The organism is Pokkaliibacter sp. CJK22405 (assembly GCF_046614695.1).
GTDB lineage: Bacteria > Pseudomonadota > Gammaproteobacteria > Pseudomonadales > Balneatricaceae > Pokkaliibacter.
This window is the reverse complement of sequence record NZ_JBKKHQ010000013.1, coordinates 105,229-130,899: the sequence shown is the minus strand read 5'-3', so window position 1 is coordinate 130,899 and position 25,671 is coordinate 105,229. Positions and strand designations below refer to the sequence as shown.

Sequence of the window (25,671 nt, the reverse complement as noted above, 5' to 3'; positions counted from 1 at the left end):
CATGAATATTCAATGACATGCCCATAACGGGCGCGCCGCATTATACGCCTGATAGCGGCGCAGATCTGTGCGGCGTTATTCGTCGTTCATCTGGTTGTCATTGATTTGCTGGCGCAGCATCACCGCGCGCAGGGACTGTCGCTCCAGCTGGTGCTGCTGCATGGACGCCAGACTGCTCTTGTCCCTGTTGGCGGTGGCAATGTATTCCTCCTCTCCTTTCAGCAGGGTGCTGGCGAGGCTGTAATACTCATTGCCGATCAGTCCTTCGATCATTTGCAGGCGGGTGTCGTGGTCCAGATTGTTGAGGACAAAGTGACGGAAACGCTCCTGATCGCGGGGTTCCAGTTCATCCATCAGGAACAGCGGCAGGCGGGTCAGGGCCTGATATTTCACCGGGGTGTTGGGGAAACGTTCCAGCTCATCCATCCAGTTGCGGAAGATCTCGCCGGTCTGCTCGCCACTGCCGTGGTGCAGGTCGCTGATTTGCAGCTCGCTGTGCAGGTTCAGAATGCTCTGGCGACCGGGGCCGGTAACGCCCGGCATGCCTGAGTCAATCATGCCGCGCAGCAAGCCTTCCAGCGCCTCGCGGTCACGGCCGACGGCCGGACGGTCGATCAGGTCGGCGTTGGCGGTAATGAACTCCGACAGATGGCAGAGCACCGAGGCCACCTTGTTGATGGTGTACTTCTGCCGGGAGCCATCGGTGGTGTGGGTCTGGCTTAGCTGTTCCAGCGGCGCCTGGGCCGAGGCGCGGGTATTGAGGCTGGGCTGTTCGGTCCGGGCAATATGACGCAGCTTGTCGGCCAGTGAGGCGCGCGGCTGGCCGGGCATGGGGTGCTCTTTCAGGGCCTCATTGACCAGCGAGTGGATGAGCTTTTCAGCCTCATTGACGCTCCACTGGCTGCCGCCTTCATGCATCAGGCGGCTAGGCATAAAGAAGGCTTCCATCAGCTCGGGCTTGGTCTCCTGACCAAAACTCAGGCGGATTTCCTGACGGGATTCATCCGCGCCGGTGAGGTTGCCGTAGGTGGTGTTGGCAAAACCGAAGCTGCCACGCAGGGACGTGCGGGCATCCGGTAGCTGGTCGAGCACCGTACGACCTTCTTTGGTGGTGTCATCGGCAGTGCCATAACCTTCGCCGTAGCCAATCTCGACATCAATAAAGTGCTTGCTCTCGGTGCCCATGCTCTCGGAGTAAAAGGTGGCAAAGGGCAGGTGATCATCATGGGCGAGGAAGCTGGCGTGGCCATCCTTGCCGTGGAAGCACTCCTCGCGGACAAAGTTGGCGTTATCCACCGCCTGCTCCAGCAGGGCGTATTCCTGCTCATGGCAGCCGAGGAAATGGGTCATCAGTTGCGCATCCGGACCGGACATCCAGTCCAGCGCCTGTTCATGCTGGTTAAGACTGGCCGCCATTTTCTGGCCGACCTCATCCTCCGGGCTGATCAGGGTGATGCCGCCGGCCATGACCTTGGCGCTGCAGAGGTTGGCGTATTTCTGATAGCTCTTGTTGAGGATCAGACGCAGGGAGCCATTCTCCAGCGCCGGGGCCAGGGCTTTGAACAGCTGCGGCAGGTCATCCTGATGCTCAATGGTGGAATCGAGGATCAACACCTGCGGCTGAGCCGGACTGGCGCCGGTTGAGACCAGCTGGTGTTGCACCGCATCGACGACATCGCGAACATTCCAGCCGGGTTTGTGAACCCCCTCGCGACCGGGCAGGCTCTGGTTCAGGGTGGCAAACAGCACGCGGCCATTGGGGTTATGGCGCAGCGGCGCGAGTTCATAGTAGATCGGCGTTTGTTCACCGGCGGCGGTACGCAGGTAGTTAACGCCCGGACTGCCAATGGCTTCACCGGCGCTACGCACGCTCTGGGTGATGGCGGCCATACCGGAGCTGGTCAGAAAGCTCTGCGGCTCGCGGATACTGGCAGGCAGGGGCGCATGCCGGATCGCATCATTGGCGCGGTCATGGAAGTCCTCAATGGAATAGGGGCGGGTGGCACTCAGGCACACCTGCAGCTCTTCGGTCAGCAGCTGATAGGCGTTGGCAAAACTGTGGCTGTCGTTGTGCTCAGTGGACATGGCTTCAGCCGCCAGTCGCAGTCCCTGCAGGCCCATGTGCAGCAGCGGATCATGCTTATGCTCTTCGGCCTTGGCGCTGTCTTCAAAATCGCTGATCAGCTGCTCAATCAGTTCGGCGGCGGTATTGCTCAGGGCCGCATGGCTGTGGTCCATCGGCAGATTACGCAGGCGCTGGCAGACATTATCCTCCGGGAGCTCGAAGACATTATCCTTCGTTATGCCCTTGAGCTGACTTAGCATCTCCACGGCATCAGCGCGGCCATGCATCTGCCGGGCACTGGTGGGCTGCGTCGGTTGCATCACCGCATAGGCTGACGGCGTCGCGCCAAACAGCGGGATAAACTTTTCCGCCGCCTGAATCGCCCGTGGGTCCGGCAGATGCAGGGCAATCAGCCCCGGATTGAGCTGCTGAGCCCGGGCATCGGTCAGGGGCAGGCGTGTCGCGGCGCGGGCGCTTTGCACGATCCGATCGGCCATGTAGGCGCTGTTGACGAACACCACCGGGTCCGCAGGATTGCCGCCGCGTTCCTTGTAGCGCTCAAGGCACTGGTCACGCAGACCGCCGCGTACCGATGCACGGTTGTAGAGGGTGTTGGCCGGATGATCCATCCGCAGCTGGCGCCACTCAGAGGTCTGGCGGCTTTGAAAGTTCATCGACTGGCTCAGGCCAAACTGGCTGCTGATCGTCTGGCCACCGGGAATGCCGGCGTATTCCTTGCGACGGCGCTGAATGTAGGGCGCGGACGTCCAGTCCTGCACCAGCTGGCGGTTAAAACGCTGATGATGCTGCACATAACCGTTCAGGGCATGTTGCAGTAAACCTGCATCCGAGGTGCTCTGACGTAATGTCTCCAGCCGCTGCTCCAGGGCTTCAAGGGTTCCCGCAGGGGCCGGATGTGAGCGCCGGGCACCGTCGGCCTGATCGGCAGGTTGTGCCTCATGGGCATGATCAAGGTGGCGAAGACGGGCAAGATCCAGTCCGGAAATCAGTGAAGGCATGGCGGTTTTCCTTGGTGGCTGCAAGCAGCCGAACAGCGTAATCGGTCATACCGCGGCGCGCGTCTGAGAGGGTGGCTCAGGGGCGGGCAGCGGCGGGTTCATTCCTGTCAGCGGTGCGCATGGCGGGCGTACCGCTTTGGGTCGTCAGGGGTGACGGGGCGAATCAGGTCAGGTCCATGTCGTCAGAGTCGACTTCCATCTCTTCGCTTAAATCCTCATCACTGAAATCTTCATCGCTGATGTCCAGCTCCAGCCCATCCATCTGCGCCATCATGTCGTAAGACTCGCTGAGTTCGACCTTGTGGCGTGCCAGCTGGCTTTGCAGATGGGCCATTTCCAGCGGGCCGCTGGTGGCCAGCACGCCTTTACGCTGCAGATTGGGTTGCAGGGTCTGGGCCGACAGCGGTGGCTGGCGGTCGAGGCTGCGTTCCATGGCTTTCAGGCAATGATCGACCTTGTCCAGCTGGCCGTTGCTCATCATCTGTTTGATCAGGGCCAGACGCGTCAGGTTGTCCAGGGCCAAAAACAGCCCTTCGGTGATCTGATCCTGCATCTGGGTCGAGGCCGCCGTGAAAACATCGTCGGGAATTTCCAGCAGCATCGCGGCATGGGAAGGCGTTCCTGGCTGGCGCATCATGGCGCTGACCAGACTCTCCAGCCCCTTTTGCTGCAGCGGCATGCGGGTCGAGCTCATCTCACCGTTGGAGAGGTGGAAGCGCAGCGCCATGATGTGCGCCCGGCCGGTGCTGGAAACACCCTTCATGCCGGAGTGAATCATGGCATCGACCAGCTGATTAAGAGTGTCTTTATCCGCGCCGGTATCAGCGTCTTCCGAGTCGGTCGCACTCATCACCAGTGACCCCAGATGAATCAGCACCGAGGCCAGCTGGTTGATGCCAAGCCTGAACTCGCCGGCGGTCTGGTGCATCTGGCGTTGTTGTGCCGGGCGCGCAGAGAGGCTGACGGTCATCGGTGGCTTGGGATCGTTCTGCTCGGCCACGGCGGCAATCTTCTGGGTCAGGGTCGCCTGCGGTGGTAGCGGGGTGGAGCGCAGCTGGCTGTTCAGCAGTTCATTGAAGTAATTCCTGGCCATGGCCACGCTCCACTGGCTGCCCTTGGCCTGCATCAGGCGGCTGGGCATAAAGAAGCGTTCGGTCAGTTCGGCCTGACTTTCCTGGCCGAAGGAAATGCGCGCAGACTGCTCGTTGGTGTCGGGCGACAGGGGAATATAGGACACCGTCGACTCATTAAAACCAAAGCTGTCGCGACCGCGAATCAGCTCCTGCGGCATGTGATCGCTGCGCTTGAGCTGGGCCGAATAGTTACTCAGGCCCAGACCAATACTGAACTTGAAGGTCTCGTGCTCGTTCTCGTTAAAGGCCAGAAACGGCAGTTGCGGTTCATGGCGGTCGATGGTGGCATGGCCATCAAGCCCGGTGAAGAAGTTATCGGCGACAAAATTGGCGTTGGCGCAGGCCTGCTCCAGCAGGTCGAATTCCTGCTCGCGGTTTTTCAGCATGTGGGTCAGTAGCTGGAAGTCATTGCCCTGATGGCCGTTGTAACTCCCGGCCGCTTCCGACATTTCCTCATGGGCTTCGCGGGCGGCCTGATCCGGCACGGATACCATCGCCAGTGAACCGGCCATCACCTTGGCTGAACCGAGGTTGGCGTACTTCTGATAGCTCTTGGCCACCAGTACCCGCAGTTTGCCTTCACCAATGGCACCGCCCAGAGCGTGCATGAGCCTGGGCATGTCCTCGCGCTGCTCCAGGGTCGCATCCAGCATCAGTACCAGCGGCTTGTCGGCATGAGGGCCTTGCGGATGTTGGGCCAGCCGCTCCTGCATGGCTTCAATGATGGAGTCGACATTCCAGCCTTTCTTGTGGGAATCCAGCCCGCCGGGCTGACTGTGGTTGAGGGTGGCGAACAGGGTGGGGGCCTGATACTCCTCGACCTGATTGAAATGACGGACATCCTTAACCTCAAAGTAAAGCGGGGTCTGGCCATGCTTGGGGTGGGTCAGGAGTTCAACGCGGTTGCTGCCGGTCAGGGTGTCGGCAATATCATGGGCCAGCGCCAGCGAGGCCATGCCCGAACTCATCAGGTGCACACTGGGCTGGCGCACATGCGCGGGCAGCTGTGCCGGGGCCATCATCTGGCTGGCCGCGGCGCGAAAATCATCGAGATCATAAGGCTGCAGCGCACTCAGGCAGACCTGCAGTTCTTCAAACATGGCCTGATAGCCGCTGCTAAAGCGGTTTGAGTCATGGCTCAGGCTTGGCAGGCTGTCGGCCACCGCGTGCAGGGCTTTCAAGCCATTGGCGAGAATCGGGTTATGGCGATCCTGCTCGGTGAGGCCGGTGCTGGCGACCGTCTGCAGGAAAGTCTCGATCAGGCTGGCGGCGGTATCGGCCATGGCCTTGGCGCCGTGATCCTCCGGAATTGCCCGCAGCCGCGCGACGATACTGCTGCCATCGTTATTGCCGCGCAGGGCGCTGAGGAGCGTGCCGTTATTAATGCGGGCATCGTAGCTGATGGCCTTGAGCGGCCCCTGCATGCCGTTCATCACCGCATAGGAGCTGGGGGTCGCGCCGTAAATATGGGCCAGCGGTTCGGCATGTTCTTTGGCGGTGTCGGACAGCATTTCCAGGGCATAAACGCCGGGTTGCAGGGGCTTGAGATGCTGTTGCAGGTGCTGCTCCACATCGCCGCCCTGAATATGACGGGAGCCTTCCAGATGGCCAAGAATCTTCTCGGCCACATAGGGCGAATTCACAAACAGCAGCGGGTAGTGGGTTTTGCCGTGCTTCTGGCGATAGAGAAACTCCATGCGCTGCGTCACGCTTTCCGCGGTGTTATCACGCTGATAGAAGGAGTCGCCGGGGTTATCCATGCGCGGATGGCGCTGCAGCTCCGGCTCATGCTGCTGGGGTTTGGCAAAGCTCAGACCATACTGGGCGGCGATATGCTCGGCACCGGGGATGCTGCTCAGTTCGGAGCGGCGTTTCTGGGCATAGGGGGTTTCCGAGGCCCAGTCCTGACGGCCGGTACGCTCGAAGCGCCAGAGGCGGTCCAGTTCCTGATGCAGTTGCTGACGCAGCGGTTGTGCCCCGCCATGGCGCTGCGCCTGCTGGGTCAGCACATGCAGACGGTCCTGCAGGTGCAAACGCTGCTCGCCGATAGCGCTGTCGTCACGGGCGGTAGCCGGCGTGGCGGCCTGATGTTCGCGGGCGCGTTCTGCATCCAGCGCCAGATTGGGGCTGGAGTGGAAATGGGTCAGCGATCTGATCATGGGGCTTCCGGTGATTAATGGGTGGTGCTGTTCACTGTTGGGTCACTAGCGAGTGCGGCATCGGGCGATGCAGGTGTTGCCTGCCGATCAGTCAATCGACATGGCATCACTGTCGCCCGCCCTCGAGGGGCTGCGACTGTCGAGGTCGCCTTTCTCTTTTTTCCACTCGGTGCGCTGCTTGAGCAGCCGCTCTTTCAGGGCCTGTTCGGTGGCCGCCTGTAAGGTCTGCGGGCCGCGATCCGGTCCGCCCGTGGGGCGCGACAGATTGGCGGGTTCCAGCAGTTGGCTGTCCTTGCCGGGGAAACGGTCGAGTTGCTGCTCCAGACGCTTGATGCAGGCCGCTGACTTGTGCAGGTCATAGGAATCAAGAATGCGATGAATCATCGCCGAGCGGCTCTCGCTGTCCAGCGGATTAAAGAGCTCATCAAGTATGTCCTGCTGCTGTGAGTGGCTGGCCTTGGCGAAAAGTTCATCCGGGATGCGTTCCAGATAATCACTGCTGATGGGTACGCCCGGCATACGCCTAACGGCATCGGTCAGATCCTGCAGCGCCTCGAAGGTGCGGGGGTTATCGAGCTTGCCCCACATGTCCGATTCACACAGCCGTGCCTTGAGCTGCAGGATGGAGGATCGCGTTGCCTGGGAGACCCCCGGCATGCCCGAATCGATCATGGCATCCAGCAGGGCATCCATCACCGGACGGTCAACGCCGCCACGCAGACGGGTCATGCTGGCGTGCTCCAGAATCTGGTTGGAGAGGTGCAGCATTACCGAGGCGATCTTGCTGATGGTCAGGTCGGTCGGCTGTTGGGCCTCCTGCTGCTGGCGCAGGATCAGGGGGTCGGTCGTCAGGCGATCGGCATCACTGATTTTCGGTTGTTCGCTCTTGGCAATCAGCGCCAGCTTCTGCGCCAGACTCTGATTGGGCGGCGCATTCACCGGCAGGGCTTCCTTCACCATATCGCGGATCAGGGCATCGGCCTTGCCGATATCCCACTGGCTGCCGTCGCTGTGCATCAGGCGGCTGGCCATCCAGAAACGTTCGGTCATTTCCGCTGGCGTGTCGTGCCCCACGGAAATACGGCAGCTTTTGCCGCCGCCGGTCATGGGAATAAAGGCTAAGGTGGTGTTGGAGAACCCAAAGCTGTCGCGGCTGACAATCTGATCCATCGGCAGCTGGCTGGTGCGCGAGCGGCTGTAGTTTTCCGGCGAGCGGCCAAGGGAATGGGTAAAGGTGTGGCGGCTGCCGCTTCTGGCATCAAAGCCGATAAAGGGCAGGTGGGCATCCTTGGCTTCCAGCGTGGCGTGACCTTCCTCGCCGTGGAAAAAGCGCTGGTTGATGCGCTCGGAGTTAGCGACCGCCTGATCCAGCATCGCCATTTCCCGGTCGCGGTGCCTGAGCATGTGCACCATCAGCTGGGATTCGTCGTTCTGCATCCAGTTGATATCGGCTTCCAGCTCGTTCAGGGACTGCTGGCCGCGCTTACCGGCCTCATCCTCGACACTGACCAGCCCGATACCACCGGCCATCACTTTGGCAGCGCTGAGGTTGGCGTACTTCTGATAGCTCTTGCACACCACCATGCGCAGCTCGCCACTGGCGATCTTCGGGGCGAAGTGAGACATCAGCTTTTGCATGTCATCGCGCTTCTCAACGGTGGCATCCAAAACCAGCACGGCAGGCTTGCCGGTATCCGTTCGCGCCTTGAGCTGATGATCCAGCGCGCTGATGACGGAGTTCACATTCCAGCCCTGCGGCGTGCCGCCAAGGCCACCCGGCAAGCTGTGATTGAGAGAGGCAAAGAAGGCATTCTGGCCCTTGTTACTGATCTCGGCATTTTCCCGCAGGTATTTCATTTCATAGTAGGTCGGGGTCAAGCCGGTGGCCTCGCTCTCCAGATCCTTGATCTCGCTGCTGCCGGTCAGCTGGCAGGCCAGCTCAAGCCCGGCATTGAGGGCACCCATGCCGGAGGTCATCAGATGCATCTGCGGCTGGGGCACACTGGCGGGTAAGGCCTGAGGGGCCAGCAGGGCGCGGGAGGCTGCACGAAAATCCTCCAGGCTATAAGGCTTGCTGGCGGCCAGACACAGGTGCAGCTCTTCCATCAGGGCACGATAGCCGGTGCTGAAGCGCTGGGAGTCATGGGTCAGGGTCGGCAGGGTGCCGGCGATGGCTTCCAGCCCTTTCAGGCCTTCGGCCAGCAGCGGGTCATGTTGCTGGTGCTCGCTCAGCGGTGTGTTAGCCAACTGACTGAGCAGGGTATCCATCAGCGCAGCGGCGGTATGGCCCATGGCGGCCAGTCCATGATTGGCCGGAATCTGCCTAAGGCTATGGCTGATGGCCGCAGTGCTGTTTACGGTGGCTGCTGCGCCGGGGGCGGTCGCAGTCAGACCCCGCAGGCGATTCAGGGTCGAGGTGTTATCAATACCGGGGTCGGCAGCCCAGGGCTTGCCTTCTGGCTGCAGCGCCGCGAGTACCTGATAGGCCGAGGGGGTGCCGCCCATATGGATCGACTGCTTCTCGGCCTTGGCGGCGATGGAGTCATAGTCAAACTCCAGCGCGAAGACGCCGGGTGCCAGCTCTCTACAGTGATTCGCCATGTGCTCATCGGTGCTCTTGCCCATCAGTTGCGTCATGGGCATCTGTTCCAGAATCTGCAGCGCCGTGGCGCGGCTGTTCACAAACATCGGTGAGTTGATGCTGTAGGGCACCTGCTTTTTGTAGAGCTGCTTGCACTTCTCGGTAAAGTCCCGCGAGGGCATATCCCGCAGATAGTGGGAATCCGTCGGGTGCTTGATCTCCAGCGAGTGCTGGGTGCGCCAGCTGTCATTGGTATCGGCCAGCGCAAAGGTAAAACCGTATTGCGCCGCCAGACGGTGGCCGCCCGGCAGACTCTGCAGATGTTCACGACGCGCATTGGAGTGGGACTGGCTGCCCACCCAGTCCTGCTGCCAGGCCCGATCATGACGGCGGTGCTGCTCCATCAGCTGGCGCAGTCGTGCGGTCAGGGGCTGGGCCTGTCCGGGCAGTGCCACCTGAGCAAAACGCGCTTCCAGTTGCTGGCGCTCACGCACCAGTGACTCGTCATCCTGGGGACGGCGGGGCGGGGTGTCCGTTGCTTTCTCCTGCGTTGCGGTGGCGTGCAGGTTGAGCTGGGAAAAGGAAGCGCTGCGGCGCAGGTGATCAATCATGTCTTTGTCTCTTTCGTATTCTCTTGCGTGCCCTAAGCCTGCGCTTAACGCAGGTCCAGACGCTGGCGCATCAGGTCACCGCGCAAACGTTCCACCTGCGCATCGGTCATGGGCCGTGGGCCGGTGCCGGGTTTACCGTAGCCGGGCAGATAGTTGGCGGCCTCCAGTGGCGCATCGCTGAGGTTGTGCTCGTAATACTCGATACAGGCCTCGGCCTTTTTCAGCTGCTTGTAGTCGATCAGGTAATCGATCATGCCGAGGCGTGATTTGGAGTCCAGTGGCGTGAAGAAGGTCCGCAGCATCTGGGCTTTTTCACGGTCGGTGGCGTTCTCGAAAATCTTGTCGGGAATATCCCGCAGGTAGCTGGCATTCATCGGCATGTTGGGAAAACGCTGGGCGGCAGAGACCAGTCGCTGCGTGGCGCGGGCCGCTTCCGGCGAATCCGGGTTTTGCATGTCCGCCAGACAGAAGTGGGTTTGCAACGCCAGGATATTGGCGCGGCCGGCGAAGGAAATGCCGGGCATGCCGGACTGAATCACCTGCTCCAGCAGGTTATCGAGCACATCCCGGTCCGGGCCGCCGCTACAGTCCTTAAAGTCGGTGGAGCGGCGAATCTGCTCGGACTGGTGAATCAGCACCGAGGCCACTTCACACAGGGTCTTGCTGAAGTTGCCATCGCGCTCGCGCCAGTGGCGCTGCTGCTCGGCGCTGCCGTTCAGACGCACCTCATCCGGCATGGGCGGAATTTCACGCTGGTAAATGGCCTGAAGCTTCTGCGCCAGTGTTGCCGTGGGCGGGACTTTCACACCGCGCAGGGCGTTATCGACCAGTTGCTGTACCAGCTGCGCGCCCTGGCGTGGGCTCCAGCGGCTGCCCTGCTCGTGCATCAGCAGGCTTGGCATATAGAAGCGTTCGGTCAGCTCGGCCTGGCTTTCGTGGCCGTAAGACAGGCGCGTGCCTTTCTCATGATTGCCCATGGGAATATTGACGGTGGTGGTATTGGCGAAGGCAAAGCTGTCGCGGCCGCGAATGGTGTCCTTGGGCAGATGGCCCGTGCGCTGGTAATTCACGTGATCGTCTTTCTCACCGAGATGGAAATCAAAGCGGTGGTTACGCTCCTTGCCTTCACGGTGCAGGCTGAAGGGCACGTGGCGCTCGAAACTGTCGAGGGTCGCGTGGCCGTTCTGGCCGTTGAAAAAGGTATCGGCGACAAAGTTGGTATTGGCGACCGCATGGTCCAGCAGCTGGAATTCCTGCTCACGGTTGTTGAGCATGTGTACCAGCAGCGGCACCTCATCGTTATTGATCCAGCCGATCTGCTTCTCGATGTTGCGCAGGTGGTCCTGGGCCTTGTCGAGGGTTTTGCCTTCCTTGGAAACAATGGCAATGCCACCGGCCATCACCTTGGCGGAACAGAGGTTGGCGTACTTCTGATAGCTCTTGCAGATGACCATGCGCAGGTCGCCCTTTTCGATATCCCGGGCGAAGTGGCTCATGAGTTTTTCCATATCGCCACGCTTCTCGACGGTGGCATCCAGAATCAGCACCAGCGGCGGATCACTGCGGTCCATCTGGTCGAGGCGCTTGTCGGTGGCGGCAATCACCGAGTCCACGTTCCAGCCCTGCTGATGCTGACCGGTGCCGCCGGGCAGAGAGTGGTTCAGGGTGGCGAACAGGGTATCGGCATCCTTGGAGCGGATATTGTTGGCTTCGCGGATGTGATTGACCTCGAAATACACCGGCGTCTCGCCGTGGCGGCGGGTATAGGCTTTCTCGACATTGGGGTTGCCGGTCATGATGGCGGCCAGATCGTGGGCCATGGACAGCGAACCCATGCCTGAGGTCATCAGGTGCATCTTTGGCCGGGGAATCGAGGGCGGCAGCTTGTCGGCGGCCAGCATCTTGCTTGCAGCCTTGCGAAAATCCCCCAGATCGTAGGGGTCAGCGGCGGCAATACAGATCTGTAGCTCTTCCATCAGGGCCTGATAGCCGTTGGTGAACTTGGTGCTGTCATGGGTCAGGCTGGGCAAAATATCGGCGATGTTATGCAAGCCTTCCAGACCTTCGCGCAGCAAGGGGTTGTGCTTCTCTTCCACATCCACGCCTTTTTTCGCCAGCACATCCAGCAGGCTTTCGATCAGGGACGCGGCGGTGTTGCTCATGGCGGCGAGGGCATGATCCGGCGGCATGTCCCGCAGGCGCTCGATGACGCTGTCACCGGGGGTGCCGCGAATGGCACTGATCAGCTTGAGATTATCCACCTTCGGGTTGTCGATAATCTTGCCGCGCGCCGGGTAAAGACGCGACATGGCGGTGTAGGACGAGGGCGTCGAGCCGTTGGTGTAGGACAGGCTGGTCGCCTCTTTCAGGGCGCGCTCGGAATCAAAGGTCAGGGCAAAGAGGCCGGGTTGCAGCTCCTGCAGATGCTTGCTCAGGTGGCTCTCAAGACTGCCCTTGTCGAGATAGCGGGAGGACATCTGCGTCAGAATGCGTGCCGCGCCGTAGCCTGAGTTCACGAACAGCACCGGCGTGTCTGGCTTGCCGCCTTTGGCGAGGTAAATGTCCTTGCAGCGCTGCAGAAACCCCTGCGAAGGCGCATCGCGCTGGTAGTCGGAGTCCGCCGAGTTGGAAATCTTCATATTGCGGTTAATTTCCCGCTTCAGCGCCTGGGCGGAAGCGATGGAAAGACCGTACTGGCCTGCTGCGCGGTGGCCGCCACTGATACTCAGCAAGTCGTTGCGGCGTTTCTTGGCGAAAGAGGAGGTCATCAGCCAGTCCTGCTGCACACCGCGATCATGACGCCATTGCCGCTCCAGTGACTGATGCAGGCTCTGCTCAAGATTCAGACTTTCCGGCTGCTGTACCTGGGAGCCCAGGGTTTCCAGACGCGCGGTGAGCTGGCCCTGTTTTTTGATCAGCGCCAGATCGTCCTTATGTTTCTTTTTCGAGTCCTCTGCCATCGGCACCCGGTCGTGGGGTGCCAGGCTGTGGGAGCGTTGCGTCAGTGGCGTATTTCTAAACATGGCAAAGGTCTCTTACAGATCGGAGCCGTCATCGGACGACGACAGGGCCAGACGCTGACGAATCAGCTGGGCGCTGAGCTGTCGGTATTCATCGGCGGTGGGGCGGCGTGGCGTGGCGCTGTTACCCGAGGCACCTGACGTCAGGGTTTCGCTGGCGGGCAGTCGGCCAAAGTGCTGCTGATAGGCCTCAAGGCAGGCTTCAGCCTTGGCAAATTCGTTGGTGTCGATCATTTCCTGAATGACCGTGACGCGCGAGCCGTGATCCAGCGGCAGGAACATGGCGCTGACCCAGTCCTGCTTCAGCGGCTCACTGGCCTCACTGAAGGTTTTATCGGTCACGCTGTTGAGCATCGCATCGCCGTTCACGGCAAGGCCCGGATAGCGGCGGGCGCTTTCCACCTGACGGGCCAGCGCCTGTTGCTGGCGTTGTGGGTCATCCCCCAGCAGGTCGGCGCCGGTGAGCTGGTAATCAAGGCTGAGAATGGAGCTTCGTGCGGCATCAGAAAGCCCTGGCATGCCGGAGTCGATCATGCCCTTGAGCAGATCATCCAGCACCTGACGGTCAGGGCCGTGGCTGTCGCCGGAGATTTCAGCATAAACCGGCAGCACGTTGGCCAAGTGAATCATCACCGAGGCGATCTTGTTCAGGGTCATGCCACGGGCACCGTCGCTTTGTCCTGCATGGCGCAGGGACTGCACGCTGCTGGTGAGACGCTGGTTGTCATCCGGGCTGAACTGCTCGTGACGGGCAATGGCCTGAAGTTTCTGCGCCATCGAGCCGCCTTCGCCGCGGGGCAGCGCCTGCTGAATAAGTGCCTGAATATGCTGATCGGCCTGACCCACGCTCCATTGGGGCGAGGGCTGGCTCAGCAGGTGGCTGGCGAGATAAAAGCGCTCCATCAGCTCGGATTTACTTTCCTGACCGAAGGAGAAGCGGGTGGCGTGAATATCGTTCACCGCATCAATGGGGATGCTGGCGGACGTGCTTTCGGTAAAGGCAAAGCTGTCGCGGGTGTGCATGATGTCATCGGGCATCTGGTCACTGCGCTGGATACGCAGCAGCTCTTCGTTTTCACCGAGATGAAGGCGCAACGGCACCCGGCGGTCCTCCTGATCGGTCACGGCGACAAAGGGCAAATGCGGCTCGAAATGATCCGGCTTGCCGCCGGCGTCCTTAAAGAGATCATTCACAAAGTTGGCATTGGAGACGGCGTGCTCCAGCAGTGCAAACTCGCCGTCTCGCTGGCCGAGCAAATGGGTCATCAGCTGGGTTTCGCGGTTGTTCACCCACTGGGAGGAACCTGCCGCCTCGTCAATCACCTGCAGGGCGCTGCTGGTTTGCTCATCGGCCTTGCTGATCAGGCCGATGGCGCCGGCCATGACCTTGGAGGTGCCGAGGTTGGCAAACTTCTGGTAGCTCTTGCACACCACCATTTTCAGCTCACCCTGTTGCAGCGCATCGCTAAAGTGGCTGGTCAGTCTGGCCATGTCATCACGATGCTCAAGGGTGGCATCCAGCAGCAACACCAGCGGTTTGTCCGCCGCCTCGGTTTTACCCAGGCGTTCATCCAGCGCCCCAATCAGCTTGTCGACATTCCAGGAAGCCTCGCCCTGAGCGGCGGGCATGCTGTGGTTGAGGCTGGCCATCACCGTGCGCACGGGGGTGCCTTCCTGCCGTGCCGAGAGGGTCAGCTCCTGCAGATGCGCAGCTTCGTAATAGAGCGGCGAGGTGCCGTGGCTGTCGCTGCTTAAGGGTTCAATCATGTAGTTGCCGGTCAGCTCGCCCACGGCGGCCATACCCATCCCGATCGCGCCCATGCCGGAGCTGGCCATAAACACGCGGGGGGGAATCAGGTTATCGGGCTGATGCTCCGGTGCCAGCAGGCCTTCGGCACGCTTGCGAAAATCCGCCGGGGTATAGGGTTTGGTGGCGGCAAGGCACAGGTGCAGTTCTTCTGCCAGCGCACGGCAGCCCTTGGCAAAGGTCGGGGTGTCGTGGGTGAGAGAAGGCAGGCTGTCGGCGATTTTGTGCAGTACTTCAAGGCCATTGGCCAGCACCGGGTCTTTTTTCTGGGCGTCGGTCAGGCCTTTTTTGTCGAGCTGGGTAATAAGGTCGTCCACCAGATTGGCGGCGATGCGGCACTGGGCCGCGTGGGCATGGCCGGGCGGCAACTGGCGCAACCGGTCACTGACGCCGCTATGGCGCAGTTCATCGAGTCTGGCGGTGTTATTGACGATAGCGGCAGGTGTCTGTGTCGTGGCAATGGCGCCACCGCGCTGCATCCCCGGACGGCGGCGCTGGGTTGCCTGCGCCTCGGGAGACTCCAGCGCTTCACAGAGCCGATACAGCGAGGGCAGGGTGCCCATGTGATCGCTGATCGGTTTGAGAATGTTGAAGACATTGCTGTCCTTAAGCTCCAGGGCATAGACCCCAAGGCCCAGACCATCCAGCCCTTCATCAAGATGGGCGCGAATACTGCCGCCGATCAGCATGTGTTCCGGCACCAGCTCCAGCAGTTGGGTGGCGGCGTGTTCACTGTGCACAAACAACAGCGGGCGGGTGCTGCCACGGCCACGGTTTTGCTGCTGGTAGAGCTTGCGGCAGGCATCGAGGAAGCGGTTGCCCGGATTATCGCGGTGATAGTCGCCTTCCAGCGGATTCATGAATTGCAGGTTCTTCTGAATATCGGCCTTGTTGCCCTGCTCGTTGGCAAAGCTGATGCCGTACTCGCGGCTGGCCAGTTTGCCGCCGGGCAGTTGGCCTAACGCCTTGGCACGCGCGGCGGCAAAGGGGCGTTCCTGAAAACCCAGGGGCTGGCGCGTGTGTCGGACCCGCCACTGTTGCTGCAATACCCGCTGCAGATTGTGCTGCCACTGGGTGTCCGGAGCATGGGCGAGGGAGTCCAGCTGACTGGACAGCAGTGCGGCGCGGGCCAGACGTTCCTGATCGCTCATGCCGACACTGGCGGCCTGAGGGGCGCTGTTGTGCGCCTGACCGGCTTTGGATTCCATCAGGTGCAGTGAGGCGATCATCGACTGCGAGGCAGGGACTTTCATGGGAACTTCCGCTTAGTGGTGACACAGCTGGGTGGGCATTGGCTTTGGCAGGGTTCCCGCCACGCAGGCGTACAACTGAACGTTGGCCGTTTGTGGCGGGTTGTCGTCGTCTTCGTTGCAGCAACTGACGCCTTCACGTTGCAGCGAAGGCATCCGCCACGGCGCTAGTCCGTTTCCATCGGGTCTTCATCCAGCGCCAGACGGTGTTTCATCAGGCTGGCGTGCAGGCTTTCGCGCTGACGGGCACTGATCTGCTGGGGCTGGTTTGAGCGACCGGAGTTGCTGTAAAGGGTGTTGGGGGAAAGCATCGCCGGGTTATCCAGCTGGGACTCATAAAGATCAATACAGGCTTCGGCCTTGCCGAGGTTTTCCTCTTCCAGCAGCTTGCCGATCACCAGCAGCTTGGATTGCGCATCCAGCGGACGGAAACAGGCATCCAGCAGCACCTGCTGCTCTTTTTCCTCGGCACTGGCAAAGACATCGTCGGGCACGGCCAGCAGGGATTCTGCATTGGCGCTTTGTCCGGGCAGGCGACGGGCGGCTTCGCTCAGGCGGTTAAAGCCGCTCTGTTCCAGCTCTGCATCCTGCGAGAGCATATCGGCGAGGCAGAAGTGCCGGTGCAGGGCCAGAATCGACTGGCTGGCGGCACTGGAAATACCCGGCAGACCGGCCTGAATCATGCCTTCCAGCAGCTCATCCAGCTCTTCCCGGTCCGGGCCGCCTTCGCATTCTTCCGGGTCGGTCATCTTGCGGATCAGTTGTGACTGGTGAATCAGAATGGAAGCCAGTTTGTTCAGGGTGGTGCCGCGCTGGCCATCCTCCTGCAGCAGCTGGCGCAGCTGTTCGGGGCTGGATTCCAGCCGGTCGCTGGCGTTGATGGTGGCCTGCTCGCGCTGGGCGATGGCGGTGAGCTTCTGGCTCATGCTCATGCCCTGAGCACGAATGCCGTAATGCTGCAGGCTCTGATCCACCATGTTCTTGAAGAGTTTGCAGGCCTGGCGCGGGCTCCAGCTGCTGCCTTGTTTATGCATCAGCAGGCTGGGCATAAAAAAGCGCTCGGCCAGCTCGGCATGGCTTTCATGGCCGAAGGAGATGCGAATACCGCTGCTGTCGCCGATGGGAATATCCGTCAGGGAGGTGGTGTTAAAACCGAAGCTGTCGCGCATGCCGATCATGTCTGTCGGCAAATGCGCTGAGCGGGGAAACTTCATGGCCCGGTCCATTTCCCCGAGGGCAAAGGTAAAGCGGTGCTTGTTGCCTTCCACATAGAGGGTAAAGGGCGTGTGCTCCTCCTCGGCGTCAAAATGGGCGTGGCCCTGCTTGCCGTTGAAGTAGGTCTCCGAGACATGGCGGGCGTTGCTGGTGGCATGTTCCAGCAGATTAAATTCGCCGTAGCGATGGCGCAGCATGTGGGTCAGCAGCTGGCTTTCATCGTTCTGGGCCCAGTTCAGTTTCTGCTCGGCATCGGCCAGCAGACCCAGGCCATTGCGGGCGGTTTCATCATCGCGGCTGACCAGCGCAATCCCGCCTGCCATCACCTTGGCGGCGCCGAGATTGGCGTATTTCTGGTAACTCTTGCAGATCACCATGCGCAGCTCGCCACGCTCGATGGCCGGGCTGAAGTGGCTGAGCAGACGTTCCATATCCCCCGGTTTTTCCACCGTGGCATCCAGCATCAGCACCATTGGATCGCTCTGGTTGGGGTTACTCAGGTGCTCCGACAGATGGTTTTCTGTGGCGCTGATGACGGCATCCACGCCCCAGCCCGCCTGATGCAGGCCTGCACCGCCCGGCAGGCTGTGGTTGAGGGTGGCGAAGATGGCACCGGCATCGAGGTCTTCGGGGTTATTGCCGGTATCGTGCTGCAGGTTTTCCAGCTCGTAATACATGGGCGTGGTGCCAAGAATCGGACACACGGCAGGCTTCATCATCGGTTGGGCCGTCAGTACATCCAACAGCTCCATGCCCTGGGCCATGGCGCCCATGCCCGAGGACATCAGATAGGTTTGCGGCGCAGGCAGCGTGGGCGACAGTCCATCCGCAACGATGGCTGATGCCGCCTCCCGGAACTCGGCTTCGCCGTAGGGCTTGACGGTCGTGAGGCAGACCTGCAGCTCTTCCATCAGCGCCTGATAACCGTTGGTAAAGGCGAGGGTATCGCCGGTCAGCAGCGGCATGCCATCCGCCACCTTGTGCAGGGCATTGAGGCTGTTACCGAGCAGCGGGCTTTGCAGCAGGCTGTTCTTGCGCGGGCTGTCTTCAATCTGTGAAAGCAGGTCATCAATCATGTTGGCGGCGATATTCGCCAGCGGTGCCATGGCATGGTTGGGCGGCAGGCGGCGCAGGCGATCGCAGACGTTATTGTCCGGTGTGCCGCGTAGCTGCTCCAGAACCGGACGGTTATCGACCCTGCGCGGGCCACGGGAAATATTCGCCGGGCTCAGGCCGCGCATCACCTGAAAGGCCGATGGCGTGCCGCCGAAGGTGTAGCAAAGCTCTTTGCCGCGCTCCAGCGCTTTGCCGGAGCGCATTTCCAGCGCCAGTACACCGGGCGCCAGCTCCTTGCAGTGCTTTTGCAGATCCCCGGGAATCGAACCGCTCATCAGATGGCGGGAGGGAATCTGGCAGAGAATACGCCGCGCCACATCCTCATGGTTCACAAAGAGCACAGGCGTTGACGGGTTGCCGCCTTTGCGCGTGTACAGCTCGCGGCAGCACTTGAGAAACTGCGCCGAGGGGTTGTCGCGCTGGTAATCCGAATCACTCTGGTTGCCGATGCGAAGCTGGTGCGACTGGGATTTGGCATCCTGCCTGGCGGCGGCAAAGCTCAGGCCGTACTGGTTCTGCACCCGGGCACCCCCGGCAAGATTGCGCAGTTCACTGCGCCGCTGCTGGGCATAGGGGGTGTTATTCAGCCAGTCCTGATGGACGGTGCGCTGGAAACGCCACTGGCGCTCCAGTGTCTGCAGCAGCTGATGCTGCAACGAGCCTGGCTGCGGATGCCGGGAAAGCATGTGCAGGCGCTGATCCAGCTGCTGGCGCTGGGCCGTGAGGGCCATTTCGTCCTTGGCGCGCGGCGCCTGAGCCACCGGTTCCTGTTGCGGATTAAGAACGGGAGGTTCACTGACTGCACGAAAGCCGCCGAGATGTATGACCATGTTGCACACCTTGCCTGATTTGTTGCGATTCACACCGGGGTTGCCTGACATCTGCAGCGTGGCATCCTTAGGCTCACCTGCCCTGCATCCGCTTGCTGCCCGACACGAATAATCCGGCGGGGCATTATAGGCGAATATTGGCGTGACAATAAGGCGGTCGTCTGCGCTGGGTGCTCTGTTGTTGTGCCGGTGATGAATGAAAGAAGCTCCGGTGGGCAGGGTTCTTGTCTGAACAATGTCCCCTGTGACCGGAGCCGGCGCTCGCCGGTGGGGTCAAACCCCACCGCTGATGTGCTTTATGTAGGCGGGAACGCGTTATGGTTCCCCGGCGGGGTTAAGCCCTGCGGTTGTCAGCAATGCCGTGATATCCACCGGGCCCAGCTGCTGCTGGTTGAGGAAGCGGCGGCCATAGTCGCGGTACACCCCGGAGTCGAGCAGCAGGCGGAAGACCTCGCCATCAATGTGCCCTTCGCGCACCATGTAGGCCAGAATCGTCAGGGCCTGAGACAGGGTTTTGGCCTCCTTGTAGGGACGGTCGGCGGCGGTGAGAGCTTCGAACACATCGGCGACCGCCATGATGCGCTCAGGCAGACTCAGGGTCGCAGCCACCAGTTTGCGCGGATAACCCTGACCGTCCATGCGCTCATGATGATTACCGGCAATGGCGGGAATGCGCTTCATCTCATCGGGCAGCGGCAGGGCCGAGAGCATACGGATGGTCTGCACGATGTGATCGTTGATCATAAAGCGCTCCTCCTCATTGAGGGTGCCGCGCTCGACGCTCAGGTTATAAAGCTCACCGAGATTACGGGCATGCTCCGGCAGGTCCATGTCAAAGCCCCAGGTATTGGCCGGATTGTCCTTCTCCACCGGCGGTCGACGATCGCCCCAGCCGATACAGTGTTCGGGCAGGTCGGCCAGCAGAGTTTCATGGGCGGGCAGGGTATCGGGCTGGTTGCCCAAGCGCTGGCGCTCCTCCCATGACAGCCCCAGGGTTTTACTGAACTGGCGGCGCCAGTGGCGCTGGCCGATTTCTTTCAGCCGCGCCTTGCTGGCGTCATCCAGATACTCACCGCCGATATTGCACTCGGCAATAAAGGCGAATTCCTGCTGCAGCTTTTGCTGCAACTCGGCACGCTTGCGGTTCAGGGACTCGCTGTCACCCCCGGCAGCAAGGCCCTGCCAGTAGGTGATTTCTGCATCCCGCCACAACACCTCAAAACGGGTGCGGATTTCATGAATACGGTTGTAGAGGGTTTCGAGCTTGGTGGCCTTGTCGACCACGTATTCCGGGCTCGTGATCTTGCCGCAGTCATGCAGCCAGGCCGCGATACGAAACTCCCGCAGTTCTTCGGTGGTCATCCGGAACCCGGCAAAGTTCGGGCGGGTGTCGTGCTGGGCGGCGAGAATCAGCATTTCGGCCAGCTGCGGCACGCGCTCACAATGGCCGCTGGTGTAGGGGGATTTTGCATCAATGGCATCGGCCAGCAGCCGAATAATCGCCTCGATCATGGCCTGCTGGTTCAGCACCTGCTGGCGGGTATCCAGCGCGGTGGCGGCCGAACCTGAGACTTCCTCGATAAACTTGCGGTAATCCCGCTGGAACTGACGGCTTTGGGCATCGTCATCGGCCTGTCCGCGCGAAGCCGCCGTTGCCGGGCGGATCAGCACCAGAATGCCGAGCAGACGCTGGTGCCTGTCCTCCAGCGCGGTGGCGATCAGCGGATGCTGGCTATCACCGAGGTGCTGCTGTACCCGGTCGAGCAAGTCCTCCGAGGAGAACGTCTCCAGCCCGAGATCCTGCGGATGCAGCTCCGCCGGGGCGCGCATCCAGCTACCGGCCATCAGGCTTAACTGTTCCTCATCCTGATCGAGCAGGTAGATCACGCCGGTTTCCGCGCCGGTAACGCTGATCAGGTGATGGGCCACCTCACTGAGCATGTGATCCAGGTTCTCCTCCCGCGCCAGCGTGCGGGAGATCTTCTGGAAGTGCTGAATATCCGCCGTCATGCGGTCAATCAGGGCGGCCAGATCGTGAACTTCCCGCACCCGCGAATCAATTTTCAGGCGCTGGCTGAAGTCAAAACTGCTAAGGGCATGCACGCGCTCGCCCAGTTGCTGTAACGGACGGCTGATGCGCCGGGCCACCAGCACTCCGAGGGCGACCAGCACCAGAATCAGCATCGCCGACCAGAGCAGCTGGTGATTGCGCTGGGCGGTGGCGGCGGTCAGCAATTCACTGGCAGGAATGGCAAACAGCAGACGCAGTTGCCCCATCTGGTCATGGCCAACGGTGGTTTTAAGGCCGAAATACTCCTGCCCATCGGCTTCAAAGCGGCGCAGCTTATCGTTCTGGCGGCCAAGAGCGAGGGCAGTCAGCGCCGGTTCATTGAGGTCGCCGATACTGGTGAGGTGCAATTGGCCATCGGGCGCGGTGGTGACCAGCGTCTTCTTCGAGGGAAAGCCGATGACTTTCTGCTGACCGTTGATCAGCGCCAGCTCATGGCTTGGATTGGTTTTCAGGGAGGCCAGCAGGCTGGAGAGATCGGCAATGGAGGCATCAATGCCGATGACGGCATGGCGCGCTTCATTGCGCAGCGACAGGGTGGTGCCGATTTCACGGGTCGTGAAGAACACATAGGGCGGCGTCAGTACCGGACCCGTGCTGGTAAAGGCTTGGGTAAACCAGGGCCGCACCCGTGGGTCGTAGGTGTACTGGCGGCTGTCGCCAAAGCCCAGGGGTTGCAGGTCATCATCAAAGTATTGCCAGTAGCGACCCTGAATTTCGCCGCTGGCATCGCGGTCGATGGTCTGCATCAGAAACTGGGCGCCGTCCGGGACGCCCATCAGCTGCGCAGGACGCGGCATGGGCAGGCGGCGTAGCAGGAAAAAGTCGCCATCGTCATAGCCGACATAGAGGGCGCTGATCAGCGGGCTGGCATCCAGCATGCGGGCCAGTAGCGGCAGACGCTGCAGGCGCTCGGGCAGGCTGCGGGCATCCAGCAGGGGATCAAGTTCCAGTAAGTGCAGATTGCTGATCAGCGGCTGGGTGAAGTGCTCAAGGCGAATATCAATATTGCGCGCCAGTTGCTGGGCGTTCTCTTCCGCCGCGTTGATCAGCAGCTGACGGTTACTTTGGTAGGACACCAGAATCAGCGCCACCGCGAGGGTCAGCATGGCGACAACAATGGCACTACTGACCAGCAGGGTCAGGCTGATCCTGGCGTCTTTTTTCATGGGCTATCCATAGGGGTTGTCGCGGTTTTGGCGCGAAAAGATTCCTTTGGGTGTAGCTCATGCAAGGGCGGGCTGCAAGCTTTAATGAACGGAGTCCGACGTCGATCAATAAACGGCGAATGCAGTAAAGCAATGCTGACAGTAACGCTTTGGATATCAGGTAGGGCGTGGCTTACAGCGCCCTGCTGGCGGGGGCGGAGTCAGGGATGAAACAGCACTAGCGCCAGAGTGGTTAACCACCGGGCGTTAGTGCTGCTGATGCAAAGACTGCTAATGAAAAAAAGAGCGCAGACAAAAGAGCCTGGAGAATGACTTAGCCCGATTGCTGATCATCACCGCGGTTATCCGCGGGGCTGGTCGGGCGTGACGGGCCGCCTTCATCGGCCGGAATGTTCTGCAATTCACGGAACGGCCAGGGCGTGGGTGGGCGGTTAAGCACCGAGCGGTATTCCACATCCGGGCTTTCGGGGCGACCGGGCGGACGTGGGAATCCCGGTGGCATCTCCTGCATCGGGCTGTCGACCCGCGAAGGCGTGGTGGTGCCACTGGAAAAGCCATCCACCTCGATCAGGCCATCCTCCACATCAATGATGGGCACATCATTGTCGCCCAGGGCAAAACTGTCCTCACTGGCGATGCTGAGATTATCGTCATCATCCTTGTCATCAATGACGGCCATGGCGGACTGTGTCGCCGTCAGGGCACTGCGCAGCAGGTTAAGCTGCAAGCCCATGGCCGGCAGATGCTCGCGCGGGGTCGGCTGCTGACGTGCCGGGTCTTTCAGCTGTTTGCTGTGATCGCGCTCCATGGCTGACAGCAGCGCGGAGGTCAGGGAGAGATTGGCTTCCCGGCGGATGGCACTGTTAACCACGTTAAAGCGGGTGAAGTCATCCATATGGCGGACGATCAGATCGGCACAGCGCAGCTGGTTGGCGCTGTCGAGCATGTTGAAGGTGTCTTCCGGAATCATGTGCACCTGCTGAAGATTGGTCTTCATGCTGGGCAAGCGTTCGAGATGATCCAGCCATTGTTTGGCCGTCTCGACCGACTGGCCGCGCGGGCCGTGGGTCATATCGCTCACCAGAAGCTCACTTTGCAGGGTGGCGATGCGGTCTTTGACCTGACCCGAGACTCCCGGCATGCCGGACTGGATCATGGCCTGCAGCAGGTGATCCAAGGTCTGCCGGTCCGGGCCTTTGCATTCCTCTTCTTGAATCAGTTCTGACTTGGCCTTTTCGCACAGGTGCAGCATCACCGAGGCGATCTTGTTAATGATGGGGGCGCCACGGTCGCGGCCACCCTGCAGCAGTAATTGTTCGGCCGAGTGAGCGCCACGGCCCGGCTGGCCGGGTTCGGTACGCTCGGCGCGGGCAAGGTGAATCAGGCGCTCCGCCAGACTGACGTGGCCCATCTGTGGTGGCATCGGGTACTGCTTCAGACCTTCCTTGACCAGATCAAAAATATGCTGGGCGGCCTGAGAGGCGCTCCATTGCGAGCCTTCGTGGTTCATCAGGCGGCTGGGCATGTAGAACAGCTCCGTCAGCTCCGCCTGGGTTTCCTGACCAAAGGAGAGACGCACTTCATTGGCATCCTGCGTACCGGCGAGAAAGCCAAAGGTGGTATGCGCAAAGCCGAAGCTGGCGCGCTCGTTGACCATCTGGGTGCTCAGGTGATCCAGCGCCGAGTCCCGCATTTGCTGGGTGACAGCGGCTTCTCTGCCCTGATAGGTGCTGACCAGCTTGAGCTCAAATTCCTGCTGGTTTTTGCCGCTTCGCTCACTGAGAAAACTCAGAAAAGGCAGGTGACGGTCATGGCCCTGCAGGGTCTGGTGTCCATCCTTGCCGGTGAAGAAGTTATCGGCGACAAAATTGGCGTTAGCGACAGAGCGCTCCACCAGTGCCATTTCCTGATCACGGCATTCCAGCAGGTGGGTCATCAGCTGCATGTCGGGGTTTTTTGACCACTCCAGCAGACTTTCGGCCATTTCCAGACCGCCCTTGAGGTTATTGCCGAAGGTATCGTCCTTGGTGAGAACGCCAACGCCACCGGCGACCACCTTGCCGGAGCAGAGGTTGGCGTACTTCTGAAAGCTTTTGCAGACGTGCACGCTCAGGCTGCCATCCGCCAGTGCCTCGGAGAAATGCGAGGTCAGGGCCTTGAGATCCCCCGGGACTTCAAGGGTGGCATCCAGCGTCAGTACCAGCGGTTTTTCCTCCGCTGTGGCGCTTTTCAGGCGCTGATCCAGGGCGCTGATCACATCCTTCACCCCCCAGCCGGGTTTGTGCTCAAAGGCATGGCCGGGCTGGCTGATATTCAGGGTGGCAAAGAGGTTACGGCTGCGTGGCGCCTTCTCCATGTGTTGTTCGTAGTACACCGGGCTGCGATCACCCTCGGGTGTGGTCAGCACTTCAATGGTTTTCTGGCCGGTAAAGCCGCGGCTGTTGTCCAGCGCGGTATTGAGCGCGCCCATGCCGGAGGAGGCCAGATGCATGGTCGGCTCGATCAGGCCTGCCGGTAGCGGCAGCTCCTTGAGCATCTTCGAGGCGACATCATGCATGTCGGACTCGTTGTAGGCCTGAATGGAGGCCAGACAGACCTGCAGCTCCTCACAGAGAATATGAAAACCATTGGCGAAGGTGGTGGCATCGCTATGCAGGCTGGGCAGGCGATCGGCGATTTCCAGCAGGCCTTTGAGGCCTTCGTTCAGCACCGGGTTTTGCCGGTCCTGACGGGCTTCGCGGGCATCCAGTACGCTACCGAGATGTTCCAGCAGCAGTGCGGCGGTGTGGGAAAGTGCGGCACGACCATGATCCTTCGGAATGTCATGAAGTTTGGCGGCGGCTGAATCCGGCCCGCGCAGCTGCTTGATCAGCGGCTGGTTATTGATGCGAGAATCCGAAGGGATGGGCTGGACGCCGCCGGAATAGGCGGACATCACCATGGAGGCCGAGGGTCGGCCACCGAGCATGTCCAGCTCATCTTCCGCCGCGTATTTATCGCTCTCGGTCGCCACCTTGCAGGAAACCAGTCCCGGTGCCAGCTGGGTCAGGGTGCGGCCTTTGTGCTCCAGACCGGCATGGGCGATGACGCGCTGGGCGCTGGTCATGGAGTTGGCAAAGAACACCTGATCATTGTGGCTGTTGCCGTTGCCTGCGCTCAGGTACAGGTGACGCATCATCTGCCGGGTGCCGGGGCTTTGGGTAATGCGGTTGTAGGTGGAGTTCGTGGCATTGAAGACGTGCAACTGCCGATAGTCGCCGTGGTCCTCGCCATCGCGGTTCTCGGCCAGGGTTATGCCGTACTGGCGGGCAATGGAAAGACCACCCGCGCGCTCAATAGCGTCCTGACGCTGGGTGACGTAGGGCGAGTGACCGGCCCAGTCCTTGCCGATTGCGCGCTGATGCTGAAACAGCTGATGCAGGTGGGCATCCAGCCCGGCTTTGAGACTGGAGGCCGCCGGCGACTTCTCGCGCAGCTGCGCCAGACGTTTTTCCAGCGCATCCAGCGTGCCCGCTTCCGGCTGCTCCTTGAGCTGTTTCACCTGCGAGGGATTTTCCTGCAGGGCCGCGTGGGCCAAGTGTCGGCTGGCTAAATCCAGCCCGGACAATCTAGACATCGTTGTTTCCTG

General features: G+C 60.9%; 8 protein-coding genes. All 8 read right to left on the bottom strand.

Features of this window, described 5'->3' with window-relative positions:
- Window positions 1–75: 75 nt before the first annotated feature.
- Window positions 76–3,084: a hypothetical protein gene (locus tag ACKC9G_RS09455; protein WP_411404703.1), complete on the bottom strand. Its 3,009-nt coding sequence runs from the start codon at window positions 3,082–3,084 to the stop codon at window positions 76–78.
- Window positions 3,085–3,247: 163 nt separating this feature from the next.
- The gene (locus tag ACKC9G_RS09450) at window positions 3,248–6,376 is read right to left on the bottom strand and encodes a hypothetical protein (protein WP_411404702.1); all 3,129 of its coding nucleotides are present in this window, start codon (window positions 6,374–6,376) and stop codon (window positions 3,248–3,250) included.
- An 87-nt stretch (window positions 6,377–6,463) separates the two neighbouring features.
- Window positions 6,464–9,568 carry a hypothetical protein gene (locus tag ACKC9G_RS09445; RefSeq protein WP_411404701.1) on the bottom strand — a complete coding sequence of 1,035 codons (3,105 nt, stop codon included), beginning with the start codon at window positions 9,566–9,568 and terminating at the stop codon, window positions 6,464–6,466.
- Between the two features lie 44 nt (window positions 9,569–9,612).
- Window positions 9,613–12,591, bottom strand: coding sequence for a hypothetical protein (locus ACKC9G_RS09440; RefSeq protein ID WP_411404700.1), 2,979 nt, complete (start codon window positions 12,589–12,591; stop codon window positions 9,613–9,615).
- A gap of 12 nt (window positions 12,592–12,603) precedes the next feature.
- Window positions 12,604–15,648: a hypothetical protein gene (locus ACKC9G_RS09435; RefSeq protein ID WP_411404699.1), complete on the bottom strand. Its 3,045-nt coding sequence runs from the start codon at window positions 15,646–15,648 to the stop codon at window positions 12,604–12,606.
- 164 nt (window positions 15,649–15,812) lie between these two features.
- Window positions 15,813–18,806 (bottom strand): hypothetical protein, encoded by a 2,994-nt coding sequence (locus ACKC9G_RS09430; RefSeq protein ID WP_411404698.1) that lies wholly within the window; start codon window positions 18,804–18,806, stop codon window positions 15,813–15,815.
- 315 nt (window positions 18,807–19,121) lie between these two features.
- Complete coding sequence (locus tag ACKC9G_RS09425; protein WP_411404697.1) at window positions 19,122–22,043, bottom strand: HD domain-containing phosphohydrolase; 2,922 nt, start codon at window positions 22,041–22,043, stop codon at window positions 19,122–19,124.
- A 313-nt stretch (window positions 22,044–22,356) separates the two neighbouring features.
- Window positions 22,357–25,659, bottom strand: a complete 3,303-nt coding sequence (locus ACKC9G_RS09420) for a hypothetical protein (protein WP_411404696.1) — start codon at window positions 25,657–25,659, stop codon at window positions 22,357–22,359.
- Window positions 25,660–25,671 lie beyond the last annotated feature (12 nt).